Origin of the sequence: Gibbsiella quercinecans (assembly GCF_002291425.1) — a bacterium.
Taxonomy (GTDB): Bacteria; Pseudomonadota; Gammaproteobacteria; order Enterobacterales; family Enterobacteriaceae; genus Gibbsiella; species Gibbsiella quercinecans.
The window spans coordinates 4,980,655-5,000,030 of record NZ_CP014136.1 but is presented as its reverse complement, the minus strand read 5'-3'; the positions used below and the strand labels follow the sequence as shown (position 1 = coordinate 5,000,030).

Here is a 19,376-nt window from a genome sequence, read left to right as displayed (position 1 = left end):
CAGGAGACACCATGACCAACGAAGAAGCCGCCACTCTGTTACTGATTGACGATCACCCGATGTTGCGTAACGGCGTGAAACAGCTCATCAGCATGGATGCACGCCTGCGCGTCATTGCCGAAGCCAGCAATGGCGAACAGGGCGTCACGCTGGCTGAAGATCTGGATCCAGATTTAATCCTGCTTGATCTGAACATGCCGGGTATTAACGGGCTGGAAACGCTGGATCGGCTGCGCACCATCGCCCTGTCTGGGCGGATTGTGGTCTTCAGCGTATCCAACAACGAAGACGATGTGGTCAGCGCCCTCAAGCGCGGCGCCGACGGCTACCTGCTGAAGGATATGGAGCCGGAAGACCTGCTCAAGGCCCTGCATCAGGCAGCGGCCGGGCAGATGGTGTTAAGCGAAGCGCTCACGCCGATCCTGGCCGCCAGCCTGCGCGAACAGCGCCCGAACGGTGAGCGCGATATTCAGCAACTTACGCCGCGCGAACGCGATATTCTCAAACTGATTGCCCAGGGGCTGCCGAATAAAATGATCGCCCGTAAACTGACGATCACCGAAAGCACCGTCAAAGTCCACGTCAAACACCTGTTGAAGAAGATGAAGCTGAAATCACGCGTTGAAGCCGCCGTCTGGGCCCTGCAGAGCAAAAACAGCTAGGCTGGCCTAACTGCTAGTTGGAAGAGTCGGCACCGGTTCCTCGCCGCTGGATAACGAAAGCGGCGCGGTGACCTGCAGGGTAATCCAGTTGGAAGTCACGCGCTGCTGTTTGTCATCTTCCAGCGTCACCGACAGCCGGTAGCGGTTCTCCGCCCCCTCGGTGGTATCCCATTTAGGCATAATCACACTCCAGCCGTGCGGATCGTTGTTGTTTTGCGGCGGGGTAAGGCTCAGCACCTGGGTATCACCTTGCCAACTGACGCGAGCGATGGGGTTTTTGCTTTTAATCTCCAACACCAGCGGCAGCGTTTCCCCTTCCCGCAGGCTCCACGGCGGCGTGGCCAGGAACACCTGCAGCGTTTTACGCTGCTGGAACGCCAACACCGGGTCATTATTGCGCTCGATACTGTCATAGCGCCCGCCGCGCAGCGATTTGGCATCGGCGACGTACTGTGACTGGAGCTGTTTTTCCAGCGGCACGCCAAGGCGATAGTTGAGCGACAGCTCCACCGAATCCTGGGTTTCGCCCCCCTCGCCCAACTGGTGGTTGGCTTTTACCGTCACCAAAGGCACCGGGGTATAGTTAAGGCTGAACTTGACGGCGCGCGGATCGCTATACCGATTGCCGCTGCCGAACAGATCGATATTATCACCAAGGTATTGTTCGTAGCGGAACGATGCGCCAATTTGGCGGTAAAACGGCAGGTAGCCCTGCGTGGTCATATCGTAGCCGCGTGCCGGGCGGCTGAGCAACGCGGCCCCCGTGGTCTGTGGTTTGAAGGAAGAAAGCGGGTAATAATAATTCGCCGAAAACCGCAGATAGTCGCCCCAGGCTTCGGCCCCCAGGCTGCCGCGGTTACGCTGATAGGTAATATCGCGATCCAGCACGGTGTTGTAGCCCAGCATCCAGTCACCCGACATCCAGCGCTGGCCAAGCGCCAGGTTGGCCAGCGAACTGTCCGTTTTTTGCCAAAAGCCCAGTTGGCTGTAGGTTAACAGGTTACCGTTTTCATGCAGCGGGGTGAATAACTGGCCACGGCTGCCGGCAAAGCCGCCGTCGTCCGCCATCACCAGCGACACGCTGGTCGTGCCCAGCGGGGAAAGAAAATCCCGGGCCTGCTGCTGCAGTACCGTAGAGGCTTTGCCCAGCATATAGTTGGCGGCGTTGGTACGCGCCTGTTGCCCCGAAGACTGGTTCATGCTGCTTTCACCCAGGCTTTTGGCAACTTCCGCCCAGTTTTTCTCTCGTTCACTCTCGGTGTTGCTCACGGCGCTACTGCCAAGATCGGGCAACGCCTGCGCGTCAAGTGGCGCAGCGATCGCCAGGGCCGGCGGGCTAAAAACGGCCGACAACAGCCCCCCCGCCAGCCATACCCAGCGCAGAGGAGACACACACCGTTGCTTTCGTACTCTAATATACAACACTTGAATAACAGCCATTACACCTTCGCCATACCGTCTTCCAAACGGCAAGGCACTCGCATTCTTTACTGCAGCCACTCCTGACAACAGACAACCAAACCTTGGCAACTATAGCACATCGTTGTTTTCAACTTCATTGCACACGGCGCATTGCCAGCCCCGGCAATAACGAATAGCCTATGCCGGTCTATTACACGTCGAGCGCCGCCCAAGACCGCGCCGACCTTAAATTAAATGCAATTAAAACAATCAGATAAGCCTTTTTATCATTAAGACATGACACTGTCACGTTTATGAAACCCTACATGCAGGAGCCGCTAGTGGTAAAACAGCAACGTAAAGAACGGTTTATTGGCCTGGAATGGCTGCGTTTTCTTCTGGGCTGCTATGTGATGATTTATCACACGCTGCACCAATATCCGCAAATCAGGAAAGTGCCCTTTTTAGCAGAGCTGACCAGCATGGGCTTTTTTGCCACCAGCACTTTTTTTGTGCTGTCGGGCTTTCTGCTAACGCACGTCTATTGCAACGGCAACCAGATGCGTGAGCCGGCCAAAACCTTCTGGGCCAAGCGTTTTTTCAACCTGTACCCGATTCATATCATTGCGCTGCTCTCTTCCATGCTGGTGGTCACCCTGATGCAGTGGTGGGATATCCCGCCGGAAGGCCCGACGGCCAGCCTGCGCTTTGTGGTGTACGACACCAATGAAGACGTCAGCCCGGAAATCCTGCGCCATTACATGACCGATCCCCAGCTCACATTCAACATCGTGCTGCAACTGCTGATGCTACAGGCCTGGAACCCCTACTTTCTCACCTTCAACGCCCCGCTGTGGTCGCTTTCCACCCTGTTTTTCTTTTATCTGTTTTTCCCGCAGTGCGCACCGCGTTTGCTGGCAGCGCGCCGAAAGGTACTGTGGTTCTTCCTGCTGTGGGGGCTTTACCTGCTGCCGCCGGTTTGGGCCGTTTGGCACCATCAATACGGTATGCCCTATACCGGCCTGTTGCAGCGCGGCCCGTTGCTGCGCCTGCCCGAGTTCCTGGCCGGCATCGTCTGTTATGGCATTTTCCGCCAGCGCCGGATGAGAGAGAAGCACCACGGCGTGGGCTGGCGCTGGGGCAGTGTTTTGTTCATCCTGGCCTGCTTTTTTACCGCGACCGCGCTGTTTACCCACGGCGCCAGGCATTGGTATTTCCTGCTGCATAACGGCCTGCTGCTGCCGGCCCAGTGTGCGTTGGTCTACCTAAGCGCCCTGGCGCGCGCACCGGGCAACCGCTGGGTGCAGCACTGGTCGCCGCGGTTGGGGGCCGCCTCGCTGACCATCTTTGCCCTGCATGTGCCGATTTTTAACTTGTACCGCACGCTGGAGCAGTTCCTGCGGGGGGATCCGCTCGGCTGCTTCAACAGTTGGCAGAGTTGCATTGCCGCCGCCGGCGATGTGGCGCTGTCGATCCCCGGTTACCTGCTTTACGTGGTGCTCACCATCCTGCTGTGCCTGTTGTTCCAGGAGCGAATCGTCGTGCCGGTTCGCAACGTATTGGCACGGCGCTTTCTCAAGCCCGCCTAGCCGCCACTCGCCCGGGTGGGTTTTATTTACCTGAAATTCCCCCGGCGCGCATTTCACTTTTTTCCAAAAAATTTAATTCTTCAACCGGTTGCGCATATTTTACATGTGCACACCGGCCTGTTGCAGGTGGCCTGGAATACACCAGGCAGCCTTTGCAACGCAGGGTGAAATACGCTTACCGGGGGCGAATTTTGCCGATATATTGAGCGCCAGTTTCACTTATTCAGAGGGGCACACCGGATGTTCGTGAACCTGCCCCCCCGTTCAGGGGGCCTCGCTGGCGGCTGCCGGCACGTTGCTATCCACCTTCATCGGCTGGCTGAAAACCCATACCTGGCCGTTTTCCACCCGCGCCGGCCAGGCACTGATGCGCTGGGCCGCGTTATCAACGTTCACGCCGTCGCGCAGGCGGAAACGCTGCTTATACAGCGGTGATATCACCACCGGCTCGCCGGCCACATCGCCCGTCAGGCCGCGCGCCAAGACGTTCGCCTGGCTGCCCGGCTCGTGGTTGGCGACGGCGAAAACGCCAAAGGCCGGCAGATGGAACAAGGCGATCTGCTGCCCAGCCACGCGGGCGGCGATGCCTGCCTGTTCCGGGATGGCCGCCAGTGCGCACACTTCCTCCCACCGGCCTTCCCGCGCATCGCTTTGCTGCACCGTAATCACCTGCCCACGCTCTTCCACCGTTGCCGGCCGGCGCTGGCCGCGTTCCGGCTGCCAGGCCACCGCTTCGTCCGGCTTTTCGCTGTTGACGAAAGGACGGAACAGTTTCAGCCGCTGCGGATCCGCCAGGGTGGTTTGCCATTCGCATTGGTAACTGTCGACCACCGCCTGCATTTCGTTTTCCAGTTCCGCGCCAATCCCCAGGCTGTCTTCAAGTACCACCTGGCGCAGGTAATCCAGCCCGCCCTCCAGATTGTCCATCCAGACGCTGGTGCGCTGTAAACGATCGGCGGTGCGGATGTAAAACATCAGGAAGCGATCGATGGTTTTGATCAGCGTGGCGGTATCCAGATCGCTGGCGAACAGGTCGGCATGGCGGGGTTTCATCCCGCCGTTGCCGCACAGATAGAGGTTCCAGCCCTTGTCGGTGGCGATAACCCCCACGTCTTTGCTCTGCGCCTCTGCGCATTCGCGGGTGCAGCCGGAAACCGCCATTTTAATCTTATGCGGTGAGCGCAGCCCTTTATAACGGTGCTCCAGTTCGATCGCCAGCGTGGTGGAATCCTGCACACCGTAGCGGCACCAGCTTGCGCCAACGCACGATTTCACCGTGCGCAGCGACTTGCCGTAAGCGTGGCCGGTTTCGAAGCCGGCGTCGATCAACGCTTGCCAGATTTCCGGCAGTTGCTCCAGCCGGGCGCCGAACATATCCACCCGCTGGCCGCCGGTGATTTTGGTATACAGCTGATAGCGCTGGGCTACCTGGCCGATGGCGATCAGGCCTTGTGGGGTGATTTCACCGCCCGGCACGCGCGGCACGACTGAATACGTGCCATCTTTTTGAATGTTGGCAAAAAAGCGATCGTTAGTATCCTGCAAAGGCAAATGCTGCGGCTTGAGCAGGTATTCGTTCCAGCACGACGCCAGGATCGATCCCACCAGCGGTTTGCATACTTCGCAGCCGTGGCCTGTGCCGTGCGTGGCCAGCAATTCATCGAAAGTGCGGAAGCCGCCGATACGCACCAGGTGATACAGTTCCTGGCGCGAGTAGGCGAAATGTTCGCAAATGTCTTTTTTTACCGTCACGCCACGCTGCACCAGTTCATGTTCCAGAACCTGTTTCACCAGCGCCACGCAGCCGCCGCAGCCGGTGCCCGCGCGGGTGCAGGCTTTTACCGCAGCCAGATCGCCGCAGCCTTGTTCCACCGCGTGGCAAATATCGCTTTTGCTGACATTGTGGCAAGAGCAAATCTGCGCCGTGCTAGGCAGTGCGGAGACGCCCAACGCTTTAGGCGCCGCGCCGCTGCCGGCGGGCAAAATCAGGCTTTCCGGCGCAGCCGGCAGCGGGATGCCGTTGAGCAGCATCTGCAACAGGGTATTGTATTCGCTGCTGTCGCCCACCAGTACCGCCCCCAGCAACTGTTTGCCGTCGGCGCTGACCACCATTTTTTTATAAACCCCGGCCGGCTCGTCGACCCAACGGTAGCTCTGGCTGCCCGGGGTGTGCCCGTGGGCATCGCCAATGGAAGCCACATCAACGCCCAGCAGCTTCAGTTTGGTACTCATATCCGCGCCGCGAAAGGCGTTTTCCCGCCCGGCCAGGGTATCCGCCAGTGCACGCGCCATTTGGTAACCCGGCGCCACCAGGCCGAAAATCTGCCCGTTCCACAGTGCGCATTCACCAATGGCGAAAATCGATTCATCGCTGGTGCGGCACTGGTCATCAATCACAATGCCGCCACGCGGCCCTACCGCTAACTGTGCGGCGCGCGCCAGTTGATCGCGCGGCCGGATACCGGCGGAAAACAGCACCAAATCGGTTTCCAGCCGCTCGCCATCGGCAAAATTCATACAGTGACGGTGTAACATACCCGCTTCTATCGCTTTGGTTTCCTTGCCGGTATGCACGCTAACGCCCAGCGCTTCGATCTTTTGCCGCAGCACCGCTGCGCCGCCTTCGTCCAGTTGCACCCCCATCAGACGCGGGGCGAACTCCACCACGTGGGTTTTCAGGCCCAGTTGCTTGAGCGCATTGGCGGCTTCCAGGCCGAGCAACCCGCCGCCGACCACCACGCCGACGCTGCCCTGTTGTGCACTTGCGGTAATTGCCGCCAAGTCGTCCAGCGTGCGGTAGGCCAGGCAATCCGGCCGATCGTTGCCGGGAATCGGCGGAACGAAGGGATAAGAGCCGGTTGCCAGCACCAACAGCTCGTAGGGGGTTTCGGCCCCCTGCGCATCGGTGATGCATTTGCGCTGGCGATCGATCGCACAAACCTGTTGCCCCAGCCGCAATTCAATACCGGTGCGTTCAAAAAAGCCCTCTTCGACCATCGAGAGTGAGGCCGCACTGCGGCCAGAGAAAAACTCTGACAGATGCACGCGATCGTAAGCGGCGGCCGTTTCTTCACCAAAGACCACAATGTGATAATGCTGGTGCAACTCACGCGCCACCAACTGCTCCAGAAAGTGGTGCCCCACCATGCCGTGGCCAGCGACCACCAAAACGGGCTTATGCATATCCGATATCCTCTTGCTCACCGCCATACTGCGGTCAATCATGTTTGCCATGCTGGCGCCTTCCGCCTGCGCGTTACCCAGGATGAAGGCAGGCGGCCTATGCCGCTTTGGCATGTTTTTCATACAGGAACTTCAGCACCTGCTGGCGGCACTGGTGATAGGCCGGATCGTCCGCCAACGCCACGCGCAAACGCGGGCGCGGCAACACCACCGGCAGGATTTCCCCTACGGTGGCCGCCGGGCCGTTGGTCATCATCAGCACCCGATCGGAAAGCAGCACCGCTTCATCGACATCGTGGGTAATTAGCACGATGGTGGTGTTCAGCCGCTGTTGGATTTCCATCACCGCATCCTGCAAATGGGCGCGGGTCAGCGCGTCCAGCGCACCGAACGGTTCATCCATCAGCAGCACCTTCGGTTTCATCGCCAGCGCGCGCGCAATCCCCACGCGCTGCTTCATGCCGCCGGAAATCTCATGCGGCCGCTTATCGAGCGCATGGCTCATATGCACCAGTTCAAGGTTGTGTTCGATCCACTCGCGCATCTCCACCTTGCTCATCTGGCCACGAAACACCTGGCGCACCGCCAGCGCCACGTTCTCAAAGGTGGTCAGCCAGGGCAGCAACGAATGGTTCTGGAACACCACGCCGCGCTCCGGGCCCGGCCCGGTGATCTGCTGGTTATCGCACAGCAATACGCCCTCGCTGGGCAGCGCCAGCCCGGCGATCAGGTTCAACAGCGTGGATTTTCCGCAGCCGGAGTGGCCGATCAGGCTGACGGTCTCCCCCGCCTGAATATCAAAGCTCACATTTTGCAGGGCGATGAACTCCCCCTGCGGGGTATCGAACCGCTGGCTAACGTTCTGCACCTGGATAATCGGTTTCATGGCATGCCCCTCATTTCACTTGATAACTAAAACGTTTTGCCAGCAGCATCAGCCCCTGCTCCAGCACCAACCCAACCACGCCAATCACCACAATGGCGATGATGATGTTTTCAACGTTAAGGTTGTTCCACTCGTTCCAAATCCAAAAACCGATGCCAACGCCGCCGGTCAGCATTTCCGCCGCCACGATCACCAGCCAGGCGATGCCGATAGACAGGCGCACGCCGGTCAACACATAGGGCAGCACCGCCGGAAACAGGATCTTGCGCATCACCGTCCATTCGGAAAGCTTCAGCACCCGCGCCACGTTGAGGTAGTCCTGCGGAATGCGCGTCACACCCTCTGCGGTGTTCAGGATCATCGGCCAGATAGAGCAGATAAAAATGGTCCAGGTGGAGGCCGGTTCGGCACGCTGGAACAGCAGCAGCCCGATAGGCAGCCAGGCCAGCGGGCTAACCGGGCGCAGCAGCGAGATAATCGGGTTAAGCATGTGCGCCAGGAACGCAAAACGCCCCAGCAGAAAGCCGGCTGGCACCCCTACCAGCGCCGCCAGGCCAAAACCGATGGCGACACGCTGCAACGACGCCAACACGTTCCAGCCGATGCCCTGATCGTTCGGGCCGGCGGAGTAGAACGGATCGGCAAACAGCGTTAACGCGGCCTGCCAGGTTGACAGCGGCGTGGGGAAACCATTGCTGTTTTGCGCGGCGATTTGCCACACCACCACCACCAGAGCCAACCCCAGCACGGCCGGCACCAGGCGCCTGAAGGCCTGTTCCAGTTTGCCGGCACGCCGCCGGGTAGCCACCAATGTGGGCGGCAGCGCAGGCGCCAACGGTGCGGCCTCTTTCAGCGGCACGATTTCCGCACTGGCGGGCGCATCGGCATCAATACGTTCTGCAAGATTTTTCATGGCTGGCCTCTTAACGTTTCAGGGCAAAACTGTCGGCGTATTGCGCCGGGTTACTGCCATCCCAGCGTTTGCCGTCGATCAAGGTACTGGCACGCATCTCGCTGCCGGGCAACGGGATGCCGCCCACGGCGGTGGCGGCCTGTTTGTAGACATCAATGCGGTTCACCTGCTGCGCCAGCGCCAGGTAGTCCGGCTGGGCATTGAGCAATCCCCAGCGTTTGTGCTGGGTCAGGAACCACATGCCGTCCGAGAGGTACGGGAAATTCACTTCGCCGTCATGGTAGAAGCGCATTGCGTGCGCGTCCTGCCAGGTCTTGCCTAATCCGTTGTCGTATTGCCCCAGCATGCGCCCGGTGATGGTTTCCGGTTTGGTATTAACGTAAGCGCGGCCGGCGATGATCTGGGCGGTTTCCTGGCGATTGGCATCCGAGCCGTCGATCCAGCGGGAAGCTTCCAGGATGGCGGCGGTCAGCGCACGCGCGCTGTTCGGGTTGGTTTTTACCCAGTTGGCGGTGGTACCCAATACCTTTTCCGGATGATCCGGCCAGATCTCCTGTGAAGTGGCAGCGGTAAAGCCGATGCCGTCGGTAATCGCGCGCTGGTTCCAGGGCTCCCCGACGCAGCAGCCGACCATATTGCCAATCTTCATGTTCATCACCATCTGCGGCGGCGGCACCACCACATTGCGAATATCGTCGAACGGGTGAATACCCGCGTTCGCCAGCCAGTAATAGAGCCACATGGCATGGGTGCCGGTGGGGAAGGTTTGGGCAAAGGTGTAGGTGCCTTTGGCGCTGGCATCGATGTGTTTTTTCAACGCGGCGGCATCGGTGACGCCGGCCTGCTTCAGTTGGTTGGAAAGCGTGATAGCCTGGCCATTGTTGTTCAGCGTCATCAGCACTGCCATATCATGCTGCGGCCCGGCGGCGCCCGCCTGCAGGCCGTAGATCATGCCATACAGTGCATGAGCGGCATCCAGCTCGCCGGAAAGCAACTTATCCCGCACTGCGGCCCAGCTGGCTTCTTTGCTGGGGATGATGGTGATGCCGTACTTCTCATCAAACTTCTTCACTGCCGCCATCACCACCGAGGCGCAGTCGGTCAGTGGGATAAAGCCGACGCGCAGCGTTTTCTTCTCTGGCGCATCCGATCCTGCCGCCCAGGCGGCATTCATCAGGCCGGGCAACATCATGCTGCCGCCCAGCGCAGCGCTGCCAAGCAGGAAACGGCGGCGCGACAGCGCTATCCCAGGGTGTTTAGTGTGCGTCATCAGCAAATCCTTCAACGGGCGATAAAAACAAAAAAGGCGTCCAATCAGCACACTCCACCGTCGGGGTGAACGTGCTGAAAGGACGCCTTTATCCAAAATTATTTACTGCCGGACCGCCATTGGCCCGTTAGCCCTTAAATGAATGCAGTTTGTATGCCAATTTGCTAACTCATGGATTTCTCACGTATCACGGTAAACTGGCCGGCACGGCCCGGCTTTTTTTGCACAACCGAGAGGCATTACCTGCACTTACTATGTGCATATACCCAGTAAGGAGTAGTGCTATTTCTCCGGTAAAATATCGGCCACTGCCAGCATCGCCTGGGCAATGTCGATCAGCCGTTTATTTTGGTTCATCGCCATTTTACGCAGCAGTTTGTAGGCATCTTCTTCAGACAGGCCACGGTGCTGGATCAGCAGCCCTTTGGCGCGCTCAATCTCCCGCCTTTCGCGTAGCGACGCCCGCGCCGCCGTCAGTTCCTCCGAGAGAACCTGCAAGCGCTGCGACTGCTGTTGAATCAGCTCCATCATCGAACGCCCCAGCCGCGGGCTGATACCATCGCTGGTCAGCGTTTCCCCTTCACCCAGCGGATCGGCCACAAACACCGCATAGCTTTCCGCCAGCGCCTGCGGCGCATAGATTTCATTCGCCAACGCCTCATTGGCGGCCGCCAGACTGGCACGGCAACTGGCCATCAACGCGTCTTCCAGCCGATCTTCAACCTGCTTCATGCCATCAATGCGTGCAGTGGTAATGTCAAACCAGCGCAGGCTGATATCCTTGCCGCCGCTGAACTGTTTTTGCGTGCAGGCCACGCGCCGCAGGCGCTCGAATTCGCCATCCTGCTGCTGCAGCATCTTCTGCCAGACGCCCAGCGAGCCGGCGTCGGCAAATTCGCTGAAAGTCTGGAAGCAGCGCTCCTGCCCTTCAATAAGCAGCAACAGTTGGCGCTGGTCATCATCGCTGAAGTGTTGCGCGGCAAACCCCGCCGAGCCGATGGCACGTTCCTGCCCCGCCAATTCCTTGCCCTGCATAAAACTGAACATCGCGATCAGTTGGCGCGCCATGCCCGGTTCAGCACAGGCGTCGGCAGCTTCGAACACCAGCGCCAACAGGCTGCGGATTATCTCGTTGAAGGTGTTCATCGTTTCTGGGTGGTTAACCTGCAGGTTCTGGACCCGCTGGCGCAGTATCGGCAACAGCGTCAGGTTGTGCAGCGCCCAGGCGATGCGGCTGAACAGGCGACTGGCACCGGCCAGCGGGGCAGCGGAAGCATCCAGGCGCGCCAACTGACGCTGGACCACCAACTCCGCCTGCTGCACCTGTTGCATTCTGCCCGCCAGTTGCTCGCCGTACAGCGCACCGCGCGAACACAGATAAATATTGATGGTGCCGCGTTCGCGCTGCAACACGTGGATCAGTTGGCTCACGCCGCCAACCAGTTTCCCCATCTGCAACAACTGTTGCAGCACGGTAATTTCACAACGCTTAGACGCCAGCAGAAAATCACTGGCGCTGGGTGGGAAAGCAGGGTTACGGCTCATCAGGCGATTTCCATTGCGTCAAATAGCCTGATTCCTGCAAGAACTGTGCCGCCGGTACGGCACGGCCAGGCAAAGAAACGGGGCCACGGGATTGTGCGGGCACGCTGAACGCGCCCGGGAAAGAAACGCTCAGTTGACGCTTTCGCGCACCAGCCGCCCCTGCGCCATCGTCACCGCGCGATCGCACATATGGTCGATCACATCCGCATCGTGGCTGACCAACACCATGGTCAGGTCGCCCGCCTGTTTCAAATCATTAAGCAGATTGAGGATCTCGGCTTGCACCGACATATCCAGCGCAGAGGTTGGCTCATCCAGCAACAACAGTTTGGGCTTGAGCAACAGGGCGCGCACGATAGCCACCCGCTGGCGCTGGCCGCCGGAAAGCTGGTGCGGGTAACGCGCCATCAAACGCGGATCAAGCCCCACGCGCCGGAACCCCTCGGCGATCTGTTGTTCGATATTCGCCTCCCGCAGTAATTTTAGCGGCTCCGCCAATGTGCGCAGCAGCGTATGCTTGGGATGCAGCGAGGCGTAAGGATCCTGGAACACCATCTGCACCTCGCGCCGCAGCGGGCCGGTAAACGCCTGGCCCGGCCTCAGATCATGTCCCAGCAGTTGGAATCGCCCCTGCCAGTTGCCGTTCAGCCCGGCCAGCACCCACAACAGCGATGATTTGCCGCAGCCGGAAGGCCCCACCAGGCCGAAGCACTCCCCCTGTTCCACCTTTAGGCTAACGCCATGCACCACGGTGCGTAGTTCATCGCCCTGGCGATGGCTCACGCTCAGGTTTTCCAGTGCAATCACGCTCATTTCAACGCCTCCAGCAGGGAGCGATCCAGCACCGGCAGCCGCTGGCCGTGCGTGGCCCGGCTTGGCCGGCAGGACCACAGCGTGCGGGTATAAGGGTGCGCGGCGTGCGCCAGTTGATTTGCCGGCAGTTGATCCAGAATGTCGCCTTTGTACATCACCAACACCCGTTCACAGTATTGCGCCACCTGTTGCAAATCGTGGCTGATCAGGATCAGCCCCATGTTGCGCTGTTCCACCAGCTTTTCTATCAGTTGCAGCACCTGCTCACGCATTTGGTGATCCAACGCGGAGGTCGGCTCATCCGCAATCAACAGTTGCGGATCGTTAATCAACGCGATCGCCAGCATCACCCGCTGCCCCATACCGCCGGACAACTGATGTGGGTAGCGCTGGCTCAGCCCGCGCGGATCCGGCAGCCCGACCGCCGCCAGCATATCCAGCACCTTTCCGCGGCGCGCGGCGCGCCCCAGCCGGCTGTGTAAACGCAGCGGCTCTTCCACCTGCCAGCCAATCGGCCGCGCCGGGTTCAATGCGTATTTCGGGTCCTGCAGCACCATCGCCACCTGCTGGCCGCGCAGCCGGTTCCACTGGCGCTCGCCGAGCCTGATAAGATCGTTGCTGGCCAGCGCCAACCGCTGCGCCTGCAGCGACAACGACGGCGGCAACAGCCCCATCAGCGCGCGCGCCGTCAGCGACTTGCCGGAACCGGATTCCCCCACCAGCGCCAGGCGCTCCTGGCCCATGCTGAACGAAATCCCCTTCACCAGTTCAACCGGTTGGGCGGCGCGCAGCCGCACCGAAAGGCGCTCAACGGCCAATAATGTGTTATCAGTTTGCATGGCGTGGATCCATTTTGTCGCGCAGGCCATCGCCCAGCAGGTTAAATGCCAGGCTGGCGAACAGTATTGCGCCGCCGGGGGCGGCGGCCACCCACCATTGGTCAAAAATCACTTTGCTGCCTTCCGCCACCATTGAGCCCCACTCGGCGGTAGGCGGTTGCACGCCCATGCCAAGGAAACCCAAGCCGGCGGCGGAAAGAATGATGCCCCCCAGGCTCAGTGCCGCGCGCACCACGGCGCTGGGCAAACAGAGCGGCAGAATATGCCCGGCCATCAGCCGCAGGCCGTTGATCCCCTGCATACGCGCCGCCGCCAGATAGTCGCTGCGGCGCAGCGCCAGCGTTTCCGCCCGCGCCTGGCGCGCAAAGGAAGGCCAACTGGTCAGCGCCAGCGCCAGAGCGCCGTTCATCAGCCCCGGCCCCAGCACGGCGACGAACGCCAGCGCGATCACCAAACTCGGCAGCGACAGGAAAATATCGGTAATACGCATCAGCACGCGCTCGACCCAACCGCCGAGATAACCGGCGCAAATCCCCACCACCAGCCCGATAGGGATCGTCAGCAGCAGGATCAGCGCCACCAGAATCAGCGTGGGCCGCGCGCCGTAGATCACGCGCGAGAGCAAATCACGGCCAAAGCCATCGGTGCCCAGCCAGTGCTGCGCCGATGGCGCCAGCAGGCGCAGCTCAATGTGTTGAATGTTCGGATCGAACGGCGCCAGCCAGGGCGCCAACAGCGCCGTCAGCAGCAGAACGGCCACCAGCGCGCCGCCCACCGCCAGCGTGGTGATGCGCCGACGCGCGAAGGCGCCCGGCGCGGGTTCGTTCTGCGGTTCATGTTCAGATAAATATTGGCTCATCGGGTTCTGGGATCCACGGCATAGGTTAAAGCATCCGCCAGCGCGTTCAGCAACACGAAACAGGTGCCGATCAACAACGTTGCCCCAAGAATCGCCGGCGTATCGGCGGCGAACAGCGCATTGGTCAAATAGCGCCCCACGCCCGGCCAGGCGAACACGGTTTCGGTCAGCACCGCGCCTTCCAGCAGGCTGGCATAAGACAGCGTGAGTACGGTGATCAGGGTGCCGAGCACGTTGGGGAATACGTGACGCAGTAAGATCCGTACCCGGCAGGCCCCTTTGGCGCGCGCCAGCGTAACGTACTCCTTGTTGCACTCTTCCAGCATCGCGGCGCGCAGCAGCCGGGTAATGCCGGCCATCGACAGCAGCGCCAGCGCCACCACCGGTAGCCACAGGTGCATCAGCGCGTTGTAAAAGATCTCGCGATCGCCGGAAAGCCAGGCATCAATCAGGATAAACCCCGTACGCGATTCCATGGTGTAAAGGTAGATATCGTCCAACCGCCCCGGCCCCGCCGACCAGTGCAGCGTGGCGTAGAACAGCAGCATGCCAAGCAGGCTCAGCCAGAAAATCGGCACCGAATAGCCCAGCAGCGAAACCAGGCGGGCGGCGTTGTCCAGCAAACTCCCCGGTTTGTACACCGCCAGCAGCGCCAGCGTGATGCCGCACAGCGCCCCCAGGATGATGGCACAGGTCGCCAACTCCACCGTCGCCGGGAAGGTGCGCAACAAATCGCTCAGCACCGGCTGGCCGGTGGTGCGCGAAATGCCCATGTCGCCGTGGGCCAAATACACCAGGTAGCGCCAGAACTGCACCGGCAGCGGTTGATCCAGCCCCAGATCGTGGCGCACCTGCGCATAGATGGCTTCACTGGCGTGATCGCCGGCGATCTGCAACGCCGGATCGATCGGCGCCAGGTGCGAAAGCATAAAGGTGAACAGCAACAGACCCAGCAGCGTCAACACCAGGGAAGCCGCGCCCCCCAGCAGCCGCTGCGCCCAGCGCCAGCGTTGTCGGGCGCGGGCGGTCAAACCCAGCGCCATTATTTGCTGACCTGGCTGTAGAACACCATGTCAGGGTTAATGCCCTGCACATAGCCTTTCAGGTTATCGCGCACGGCAATCAGGCTGCGCGCCTGCAGGCCAATCACAAACGGTGAGCTCTGCTGTACCGATTTTTGCAGCGCCTGATAATCCGCCGTGCGTTTGGCGCCGTCGCTTTCCGCAATCGCCGCCAGCGTCAGCTTATTCAGTTCTGGGATCTGCCAGTTGGCGCGCCAGGCCAGGGTCTTGCTGCCATCTTCCGGGTTATAGGCAAAAGCGGCGGCATTGGTATTCGGATCAAAGTAATCCGGGCCCCACGAGGTCAGAGTGGCTTCATATTGATGCGATCTGACCTTGGTCGATACCTGCGAGCTGATACCGGGCACCAGTTCCACCTTCACGCCGGCCTGCGCGAAGCTGGCCTGCAGCGCCTGGGCGATATCCAGGTACGGCGGCTGGTTGTTCACATCCAGCCGGAAGCTGACGTTGTTCAAACCGGCCTTCGCCAGGATCTGTTTGGCCTTTTGCGGGTTGTAGCTGTAGGGCTGGTCTGTCAGCGCGCCCGGATAGCCATTGGGCAGGAATGCCTGATGGCTCTGGAACTGGCCTTTTAACAGATCGTTAGCGATGCCGTTATAGTCAAACAGCCAGCGCGCCGCTTCCCAAAACGCCGGGTTGCCCAACGCCGGCGAGGCCTTGGCGTTGAACTGCAGGAAATACAGTGAAGCATATGGAATCGCCAGCGCCTTAACGCCCGGCTTGTTGGCCAGCGCCGCCATCTGATCGGCGCCCAGGTTGCGCGCCATATCGGCATCTCCCTGCTCCAGCAACAGGCGGCGCGCCGCCGGATCCGGCACGTTTTTGATCAGCACGGTTTTCAGCTTGGGCGCGCCTTCCGGCGAGCTGGGGTTGGCCGCCAGCACCACCACTTCATGCGGCACATAGTTTTGGATTTTATACGGGCCGCTACCGGCGGAATGGCCGCTCAACCATTGATTGCCCAGATCGCTCCCCTGCTGATGCGCCAACGCCTCTTTGGCATCGACGATGGAAGACACCGGCGCCGAAAGCAGGCTTAGCACAAACAGCGGGCTAACGTTCGCGGTCCAGCTCACTTTCACCGTGTGATCGTCGACTTTGGCGATCAGGCCATCAATATTCTGCGCATTCCAGCCCAACTGGGTGAGGATAAACGCAGGCTCCAGGTTGAGTTTCACCACCCGCGACAGTGAGAAAATCACATCTTCCGGGCGCAGCGGGTTGCCGCTGGCGAAGGTGGCGCCGGGGCGCAAGGTAAAGGTCAGGCTGCGGTTATCGCTGCCCGTTTGCCAGTGGCTGGCCAGCGTTGGCTTGAGATCGACCGGGTTATGCGGATCGGACTGCACCAGGCGCTGATACAGATTATTGATGGCCTGGATGGTGGTCAGTTCAGAACCCTGCGCCGGATCAAAGCTGATGGCGTCATCAATCGACTGTGCCACCACCAACGCATTGGCCGGCGTTGCCGCCTGTAGCGAAAAACTGGATGCCATTGCCAAAAACACCAGGGATGGGATAAAGACTTTCATCAAAAACGCTCCAACCAAATGGAATTTATATAATTTCGCGAGTCTAGGCGAGCACTATAGGTATGCGAAAGTCTATTAACAACTAAATATATTCCCAGAAAGAATATGAAAATGATTTTGATTATAATATGGATTATTTATGGCGAAAAAGCCGCCAGGGCGTGGTTTTGCCGGGCCATATGGCCCGGAAATATGCCAGGTTGGCACCCGGCATCACCACCGCCAAGGGGTTAGATTTGGTAGTCGATCGCCGACTCAATCGAAGAGGAAAAGACCTGATCCTTGATCTCGGTGAGCGTCAGGGTCGGGTTGCACAGCTGGATAAAACGCCAGGCGAAGTTACGCTGTAACTGGCCGCGTTTTACCCCGAGCCAGACGGTGTTGGGCTCAAACAGGTGCTCCGCATTAATGCAGACCAGGCCGGTATCGCGCTCTTTTTCATACGACATGTCCGCCAGCACGCCCACACCCAGCCCCAGCTCGACATAGGTTTTAATCACGTCGGAATCCTGGGCGCTGAGCGCAATGTCCGGCGTCAGGCCCGCTGCCTTGAATGCGGCATCAAGTCGCGAACGGCCGGTGATGCCTTGGCGGTAGGTGATCAGCGGCAGCGTGCTAAGCATTTCCAGCGTCACCTGCGGCTGTCTGGTCAGTTCATGCCCTTCCGGCACCAGAATGGCATGGTGCCAGCGGTAGTAAGGGAACGCGGCCAGCGCCTCGGCATTCATTAACCGCTCGCTGGCGATGCCGATGTCGGCTTCCCCGGCGGCCAGCATGGAAACGATCTCTTCCGGGCTGCCCTGGTTCAACACCACGCGCACGCGCGGGTACAGCGCGCGGAATTCCTTAATCACCCCCGGCAGGCTGTAGCGCGCCTGGGTGTGGGTAGTGGCGATATGCAGTTGGCCACCGTCCTCGCTGCTGAACACGTTAGCCAGGCGGCGGATGTTATTGGCGTCGTTGAGGATACGCTCCGCCACCACCAGTAACTCTTTCCCCGGCTCGGTCATGCCTAATAGCCGTTTGCCGCGCCGGATAAATATTTCAATACCCAGTTCTTCTTCCAGTTCGCGAATATGGCGGCTGACACCGGATTGCGAAGTAAATAAGGTATTGGCCACTTCCGTCAGGTTGTAGTTGCAGCGTGCCGATTCGCGGATAATTTTTAATTGTTGAAAGTTCATACTCCCCCCCTTGCCTTACAAAACCGTTAGCAATATTGATACGTAGTCATTACCGTGCTAACAAATAAGAAATACTATTTACTTATGCTTTTTTATGCTAAGTGGGGATTTACCGCGCGCTGCCTAAATACACGCCGCGCAGAAAAGAATGAATCGTGTTAAGAATTAATAGGATAAATAACACCAGGGAAAGGAGGGATAAAAATACACTCGCCTGAAAAGTTATTATTTATAGGGAACGGATATAACCAACCGTTGGCTTATTGGGGGGCAACACGCCCCCTGCGCCGTTTACGCCGTTGCCTCGCCGCCTAACTGACCAGCAGTATTGTCCTGCAGCCACTGGCGAACATAGTTAACCAGTTCGACGATGCAATCGTCCTTCATCCCCTGGTTTTTCAATTCGCTTTCCAGCGCAAAAAGGTATTGCGCATTGGTGCCGAGCGGGCCGCTGGCACGCGCGATTAGCGGGGCGATGACCTGGTGGCGCACATCTTCTTCAAACAACGGGTGCTGCGGGTTCATCACAAAAACCAGCGCCGTCACCACCTGCCCGTCTTCCAGCGACAAATCGCACCAGGTGGGCAGGTAACAGCCGGTGAGCATTTCGCGCTTCCACAGCAGTTCCAGCTCTTCACGCAGCGTTGCTTCCGGCAGACGAAACGCCAGGCCGGTGGTGCAGCCCCCTTCCTTAAGTGCCAGCATACGGCCCGGCCGGTGCAGCGTGCCGCGCCCGGCCGTCAGCCGCAAACAGAAAGCACGGTGCCAACCTTGCAGGGTGGCGCGCCGCACCTCTTCTGCTTCAAACAGAGGGTTCCACATCAGCGAGCCATAGCCAAAGATCCAGACCGGGCTGTTATCAGGACGACGTGACAATGTACAATCCAACGAGGCCAAACGCTGTTCTGTTGTCAGCAACAGCGCGTCATCAATGGTACCGAACGCCGTTTTACAATCTGCTTTTTTCAGAAAATCTCGCGTTAACACCTGTTTACCACCTCCTGAGAAACCGGTTTGCCCTATTTCTCCTAAACACCCTTCATGCCTCACGTTGCCCCATGCGTTGGGCCAGCGTCAGCACGATTCAAAACGCGTTATCCTGCGGCTTGAATTTGCAGGGTATACAACTCAAATCGTTAACCCTTCGATAATTTGGCGCGCGTATATTTATTTATATAGCGGCACCATAATGTAAATGACATTATTCTTTTCCGGCGTGGCGATCAAGCATCCCGGAAGGTTTCGGTTAAAAAAGCAGGAACCCAATGATAATAAGATTATTCCGCACCGCATTCGGGCTCTACCCTCACTTTTTATGCCAGCGATCATCACTCCCTTTGCGATAAATCTGTTTTACCGCCGCCCAGGCAACCTTATGCGCCGTGGTTTCACGCGAATCATCACCGCGCCGGTCTTCTGCATCTTTATACTCATCCCAGGCGCTGTTAAACGCCTCTTTATAGATTTCTTGCGCATGTTCAGGCAAAACGTTTTTTACATTTTCCGGCAATGCGCTTTTATTTTTATACGGCATGATATTCCCCTTTTCTCGACATCTTCTGATTCTAGATGCCACATTGCCCGCCTTCAAATTGTAAATAATTCTCATTGTTAATAACGG

15 protein-coding genes and 1 pseudogene are annotated in these 19,376 nt (G+C 59.1%); 2 read left to right on the top strand and 14 right to left on the bottom strand.

Going from position 1 to position 19,376, the window contains the following annotated elements:
• Positions 1-11 precede the first annotated feature (11 nt).
• The gene (narL, locus tag ACN28Q_RS22700; RefSeq protein WP_095848410.1) at positions 12-662 is read left to right on the top strand and encodes a two-component system response regulator NarL; all 651 of its coding nucleotides are present in this window, start codon (positions 12-14) and stop codon (positions 660-662) included.
• A gap of 6 nt (positions 663-668) precedes the next feature.
• On the opposite strand, the gene ACN28Q_RS22695 is transcribed toward narL, so the two are convergent.
• Positions 669-2,102, bottom strand: a complete 1,434-nt coding sequence (locus tag ACN28Q_RS22695) for a YchO/YchP family invasin (RefSeq protein WP_095848409.1) — start codon at positions 2,100-2,102, stop codon at positions 669-671.
• Between the two features lie 302 nt (positions 2,103-2,404).
• Between ACN28Q_RS22695 and ACN28Q_RS22690 the strand changes: the two genes are divergently transcribed.
• Positions 2,405-3,652 (top strand): acyltransferase family protein, encoded by a 1,248-nt coding sequence (locus ACN28Q_RS22690; RefSeq protein ID WP_230469484.1) that lies wholly within the window; start codon positions 2,405-2,407, stop codon positions 3,650-3,652.
• A 264-nt stretch (positions 3,653-3,916) separates the two neighbouring features.
• On the opposite strand, the pseudogene nirB reads toward ACN28Q_RS22690, so the two are convergent.
• The 13 genes and pseudogenes from nirB to chaB all read right to left on the bottom strand — a co-directional run.
• Positions 3,917-6,850, bottom strand: a pseudogene (gene nirB, locus ACN28Q_RS22685) (nitrite reductase large subunit NirB); the annotation flags it as partial.
• 82 nt (positions 6,851-6,932) lie between these two features.
• Entirely contained in the window at positions 6,933-7,721 is a 789-nt protein-coding gene (locus ACN28Q_RS22680) for an ABC transporter ATP-binding protein (protein ID WP_095848407.1), read from the bottom strand.
• A gap of 10 nt (positions 7,722-7,731) precedes the next feature.
• A complete protein-coding gene (gene ntrB, locus ACN28Q_RS22675) occupies positions 7,732-8,634 on the bottom strand; it encodes a nitrate ABC transporter permease (protein ID WP_095848406.1) in 903 nt (300 codons plus the stop codon).
• A 10-nt stretch (positions 8,635-8,644) separates the two neighbouring features.
• Positions 8,645-9,904, bottom strand: coding sequence for a CmpA/NrtA family ABC transporter substrate-binding protein (locus ACN28Q_RS22670; RefSeq protein WP_095848405.1), 1,260 nt, complete (start codon positions 9,902-9,904; stop codon positions 8,645-8,647).
• A gap of 282 nt (positions 9,905-10,186) precedes the next feature.
• A complete protein-coding gene (locus tag ACN28Q_RS22665) occupies positions 10,187-11,449 on the bottom strand; it encodes a nitrate regulatory protein (protein WP_095848404.1) in 1,263 nt (420 codons plus the stop codon).
• 129 nt (positions 11,450-11,578) lie between these two features.
• The gene (locus ACN28Q_RS22660) at positions 11,579-12,262 is read right to left on the bottom strand and encodes an ABC transporter ATP-binding protein (RefSeq protein WP_095848403.1); all 684 of its coding nucleotides are present in this window, start codon (positions 12,260-12,262) and stop codon (positions 11,579-11,581) included.
• Positions 12,259-13,101, bottom strand: coding sequence for an ABC transporter ATP-binding protein (locus tag ACN28Q_RS22655; RefSeq protein ID WP_095848402.1), 843 nt, complete (start codon positions 13,099-13,101; stop codon positions 12,259-12,261). The genes ACN28Q_RS22660 and ACN28Q_RS22655 overlap by 4 nt, the downstream gene beginning before the upstream one ends.
• Positions 13,091-13,960, bottom strand: a complete 870-nt coding sequence (locus tag ACN28Q_RS22650; protein WP_095848401.1) for an ABC transporter permease — start codon at positions 13,958-13,960, stop codon at positions 13,091-13,093. Before ACN28Q_RS22650 ends, ACN28Q_RS22655 begins: the two co-directional genes overlap by 11 nt.
• Positions 13,957-15,003: an ABC transporter permease gene (locus tag ACN28Q_RS22645; RefSeq protein WP_095848400.1), complete on the bottom strand. Its 1,047-nt coding sequence runs from the start codon at positions 15,001-15,003 to the stop codon at positions 13,957-13,959. Before ACN28Q_RS22645 ends, ACN28Q_RS22650 begins: the two co-directional genes overlap by 4 nt.
• Positions 15,003-16,571, bottom strand: a complete 1,569-nt coding sequence (locus ACN28Q_RS22640) for an ABC transporter substrate-binding protein (protein ID WP_095848399.1) — start codon at positions 16,569-16,571, stop codon at positions 15,003-15,005. Before ACN28Q_RS22640 ends, ACN28Q_RS22645 begins: the two co-directional genes overlap by 1 nt.
• Before the next feature lie 230 nt (positions 16,572-16,801).
• Positions 16,802-17,755, bottom strand: a complete 954-nt coding sequence (gene cbl / locus ACN28Q_RS22635) for an HTH-type transcriptional regulator Cbl (protein ID WP_095848398.1) — start codon at positions 17,753-17,755, stop codon at positions 16,802-16,804.
• Between the two features lie 291 nt (positions 17,756-18,046).
• Positions 18,047-18,742, bottom strand: a complete 696-nt coding sequence (locus ACN28Q_RS22630) for a gamma-glutamylcyclotransferase (protein ID WP_095848397.1) — start codon at positions 18,740-18,742, stop codon at positions 18,047-18,049.
• Between the two features lie 319 nt (positions 18,743-19,061).
• The gene (chaB, locus tag ACN28Q_RS22625; protein WP_095848396.1) at positions 19,062-19,289 is read right to left on the bottom strand and encodes a putative cation transport regulator ChaB; all 228 of its coding nucleotides are present in this window, start codon (positions 19,287-19,289) and stop codon (positions 19,062-19,064) included.
• Between the last annotated feature and the right edge of the window lie 87 nt (positions 19,290-19,376).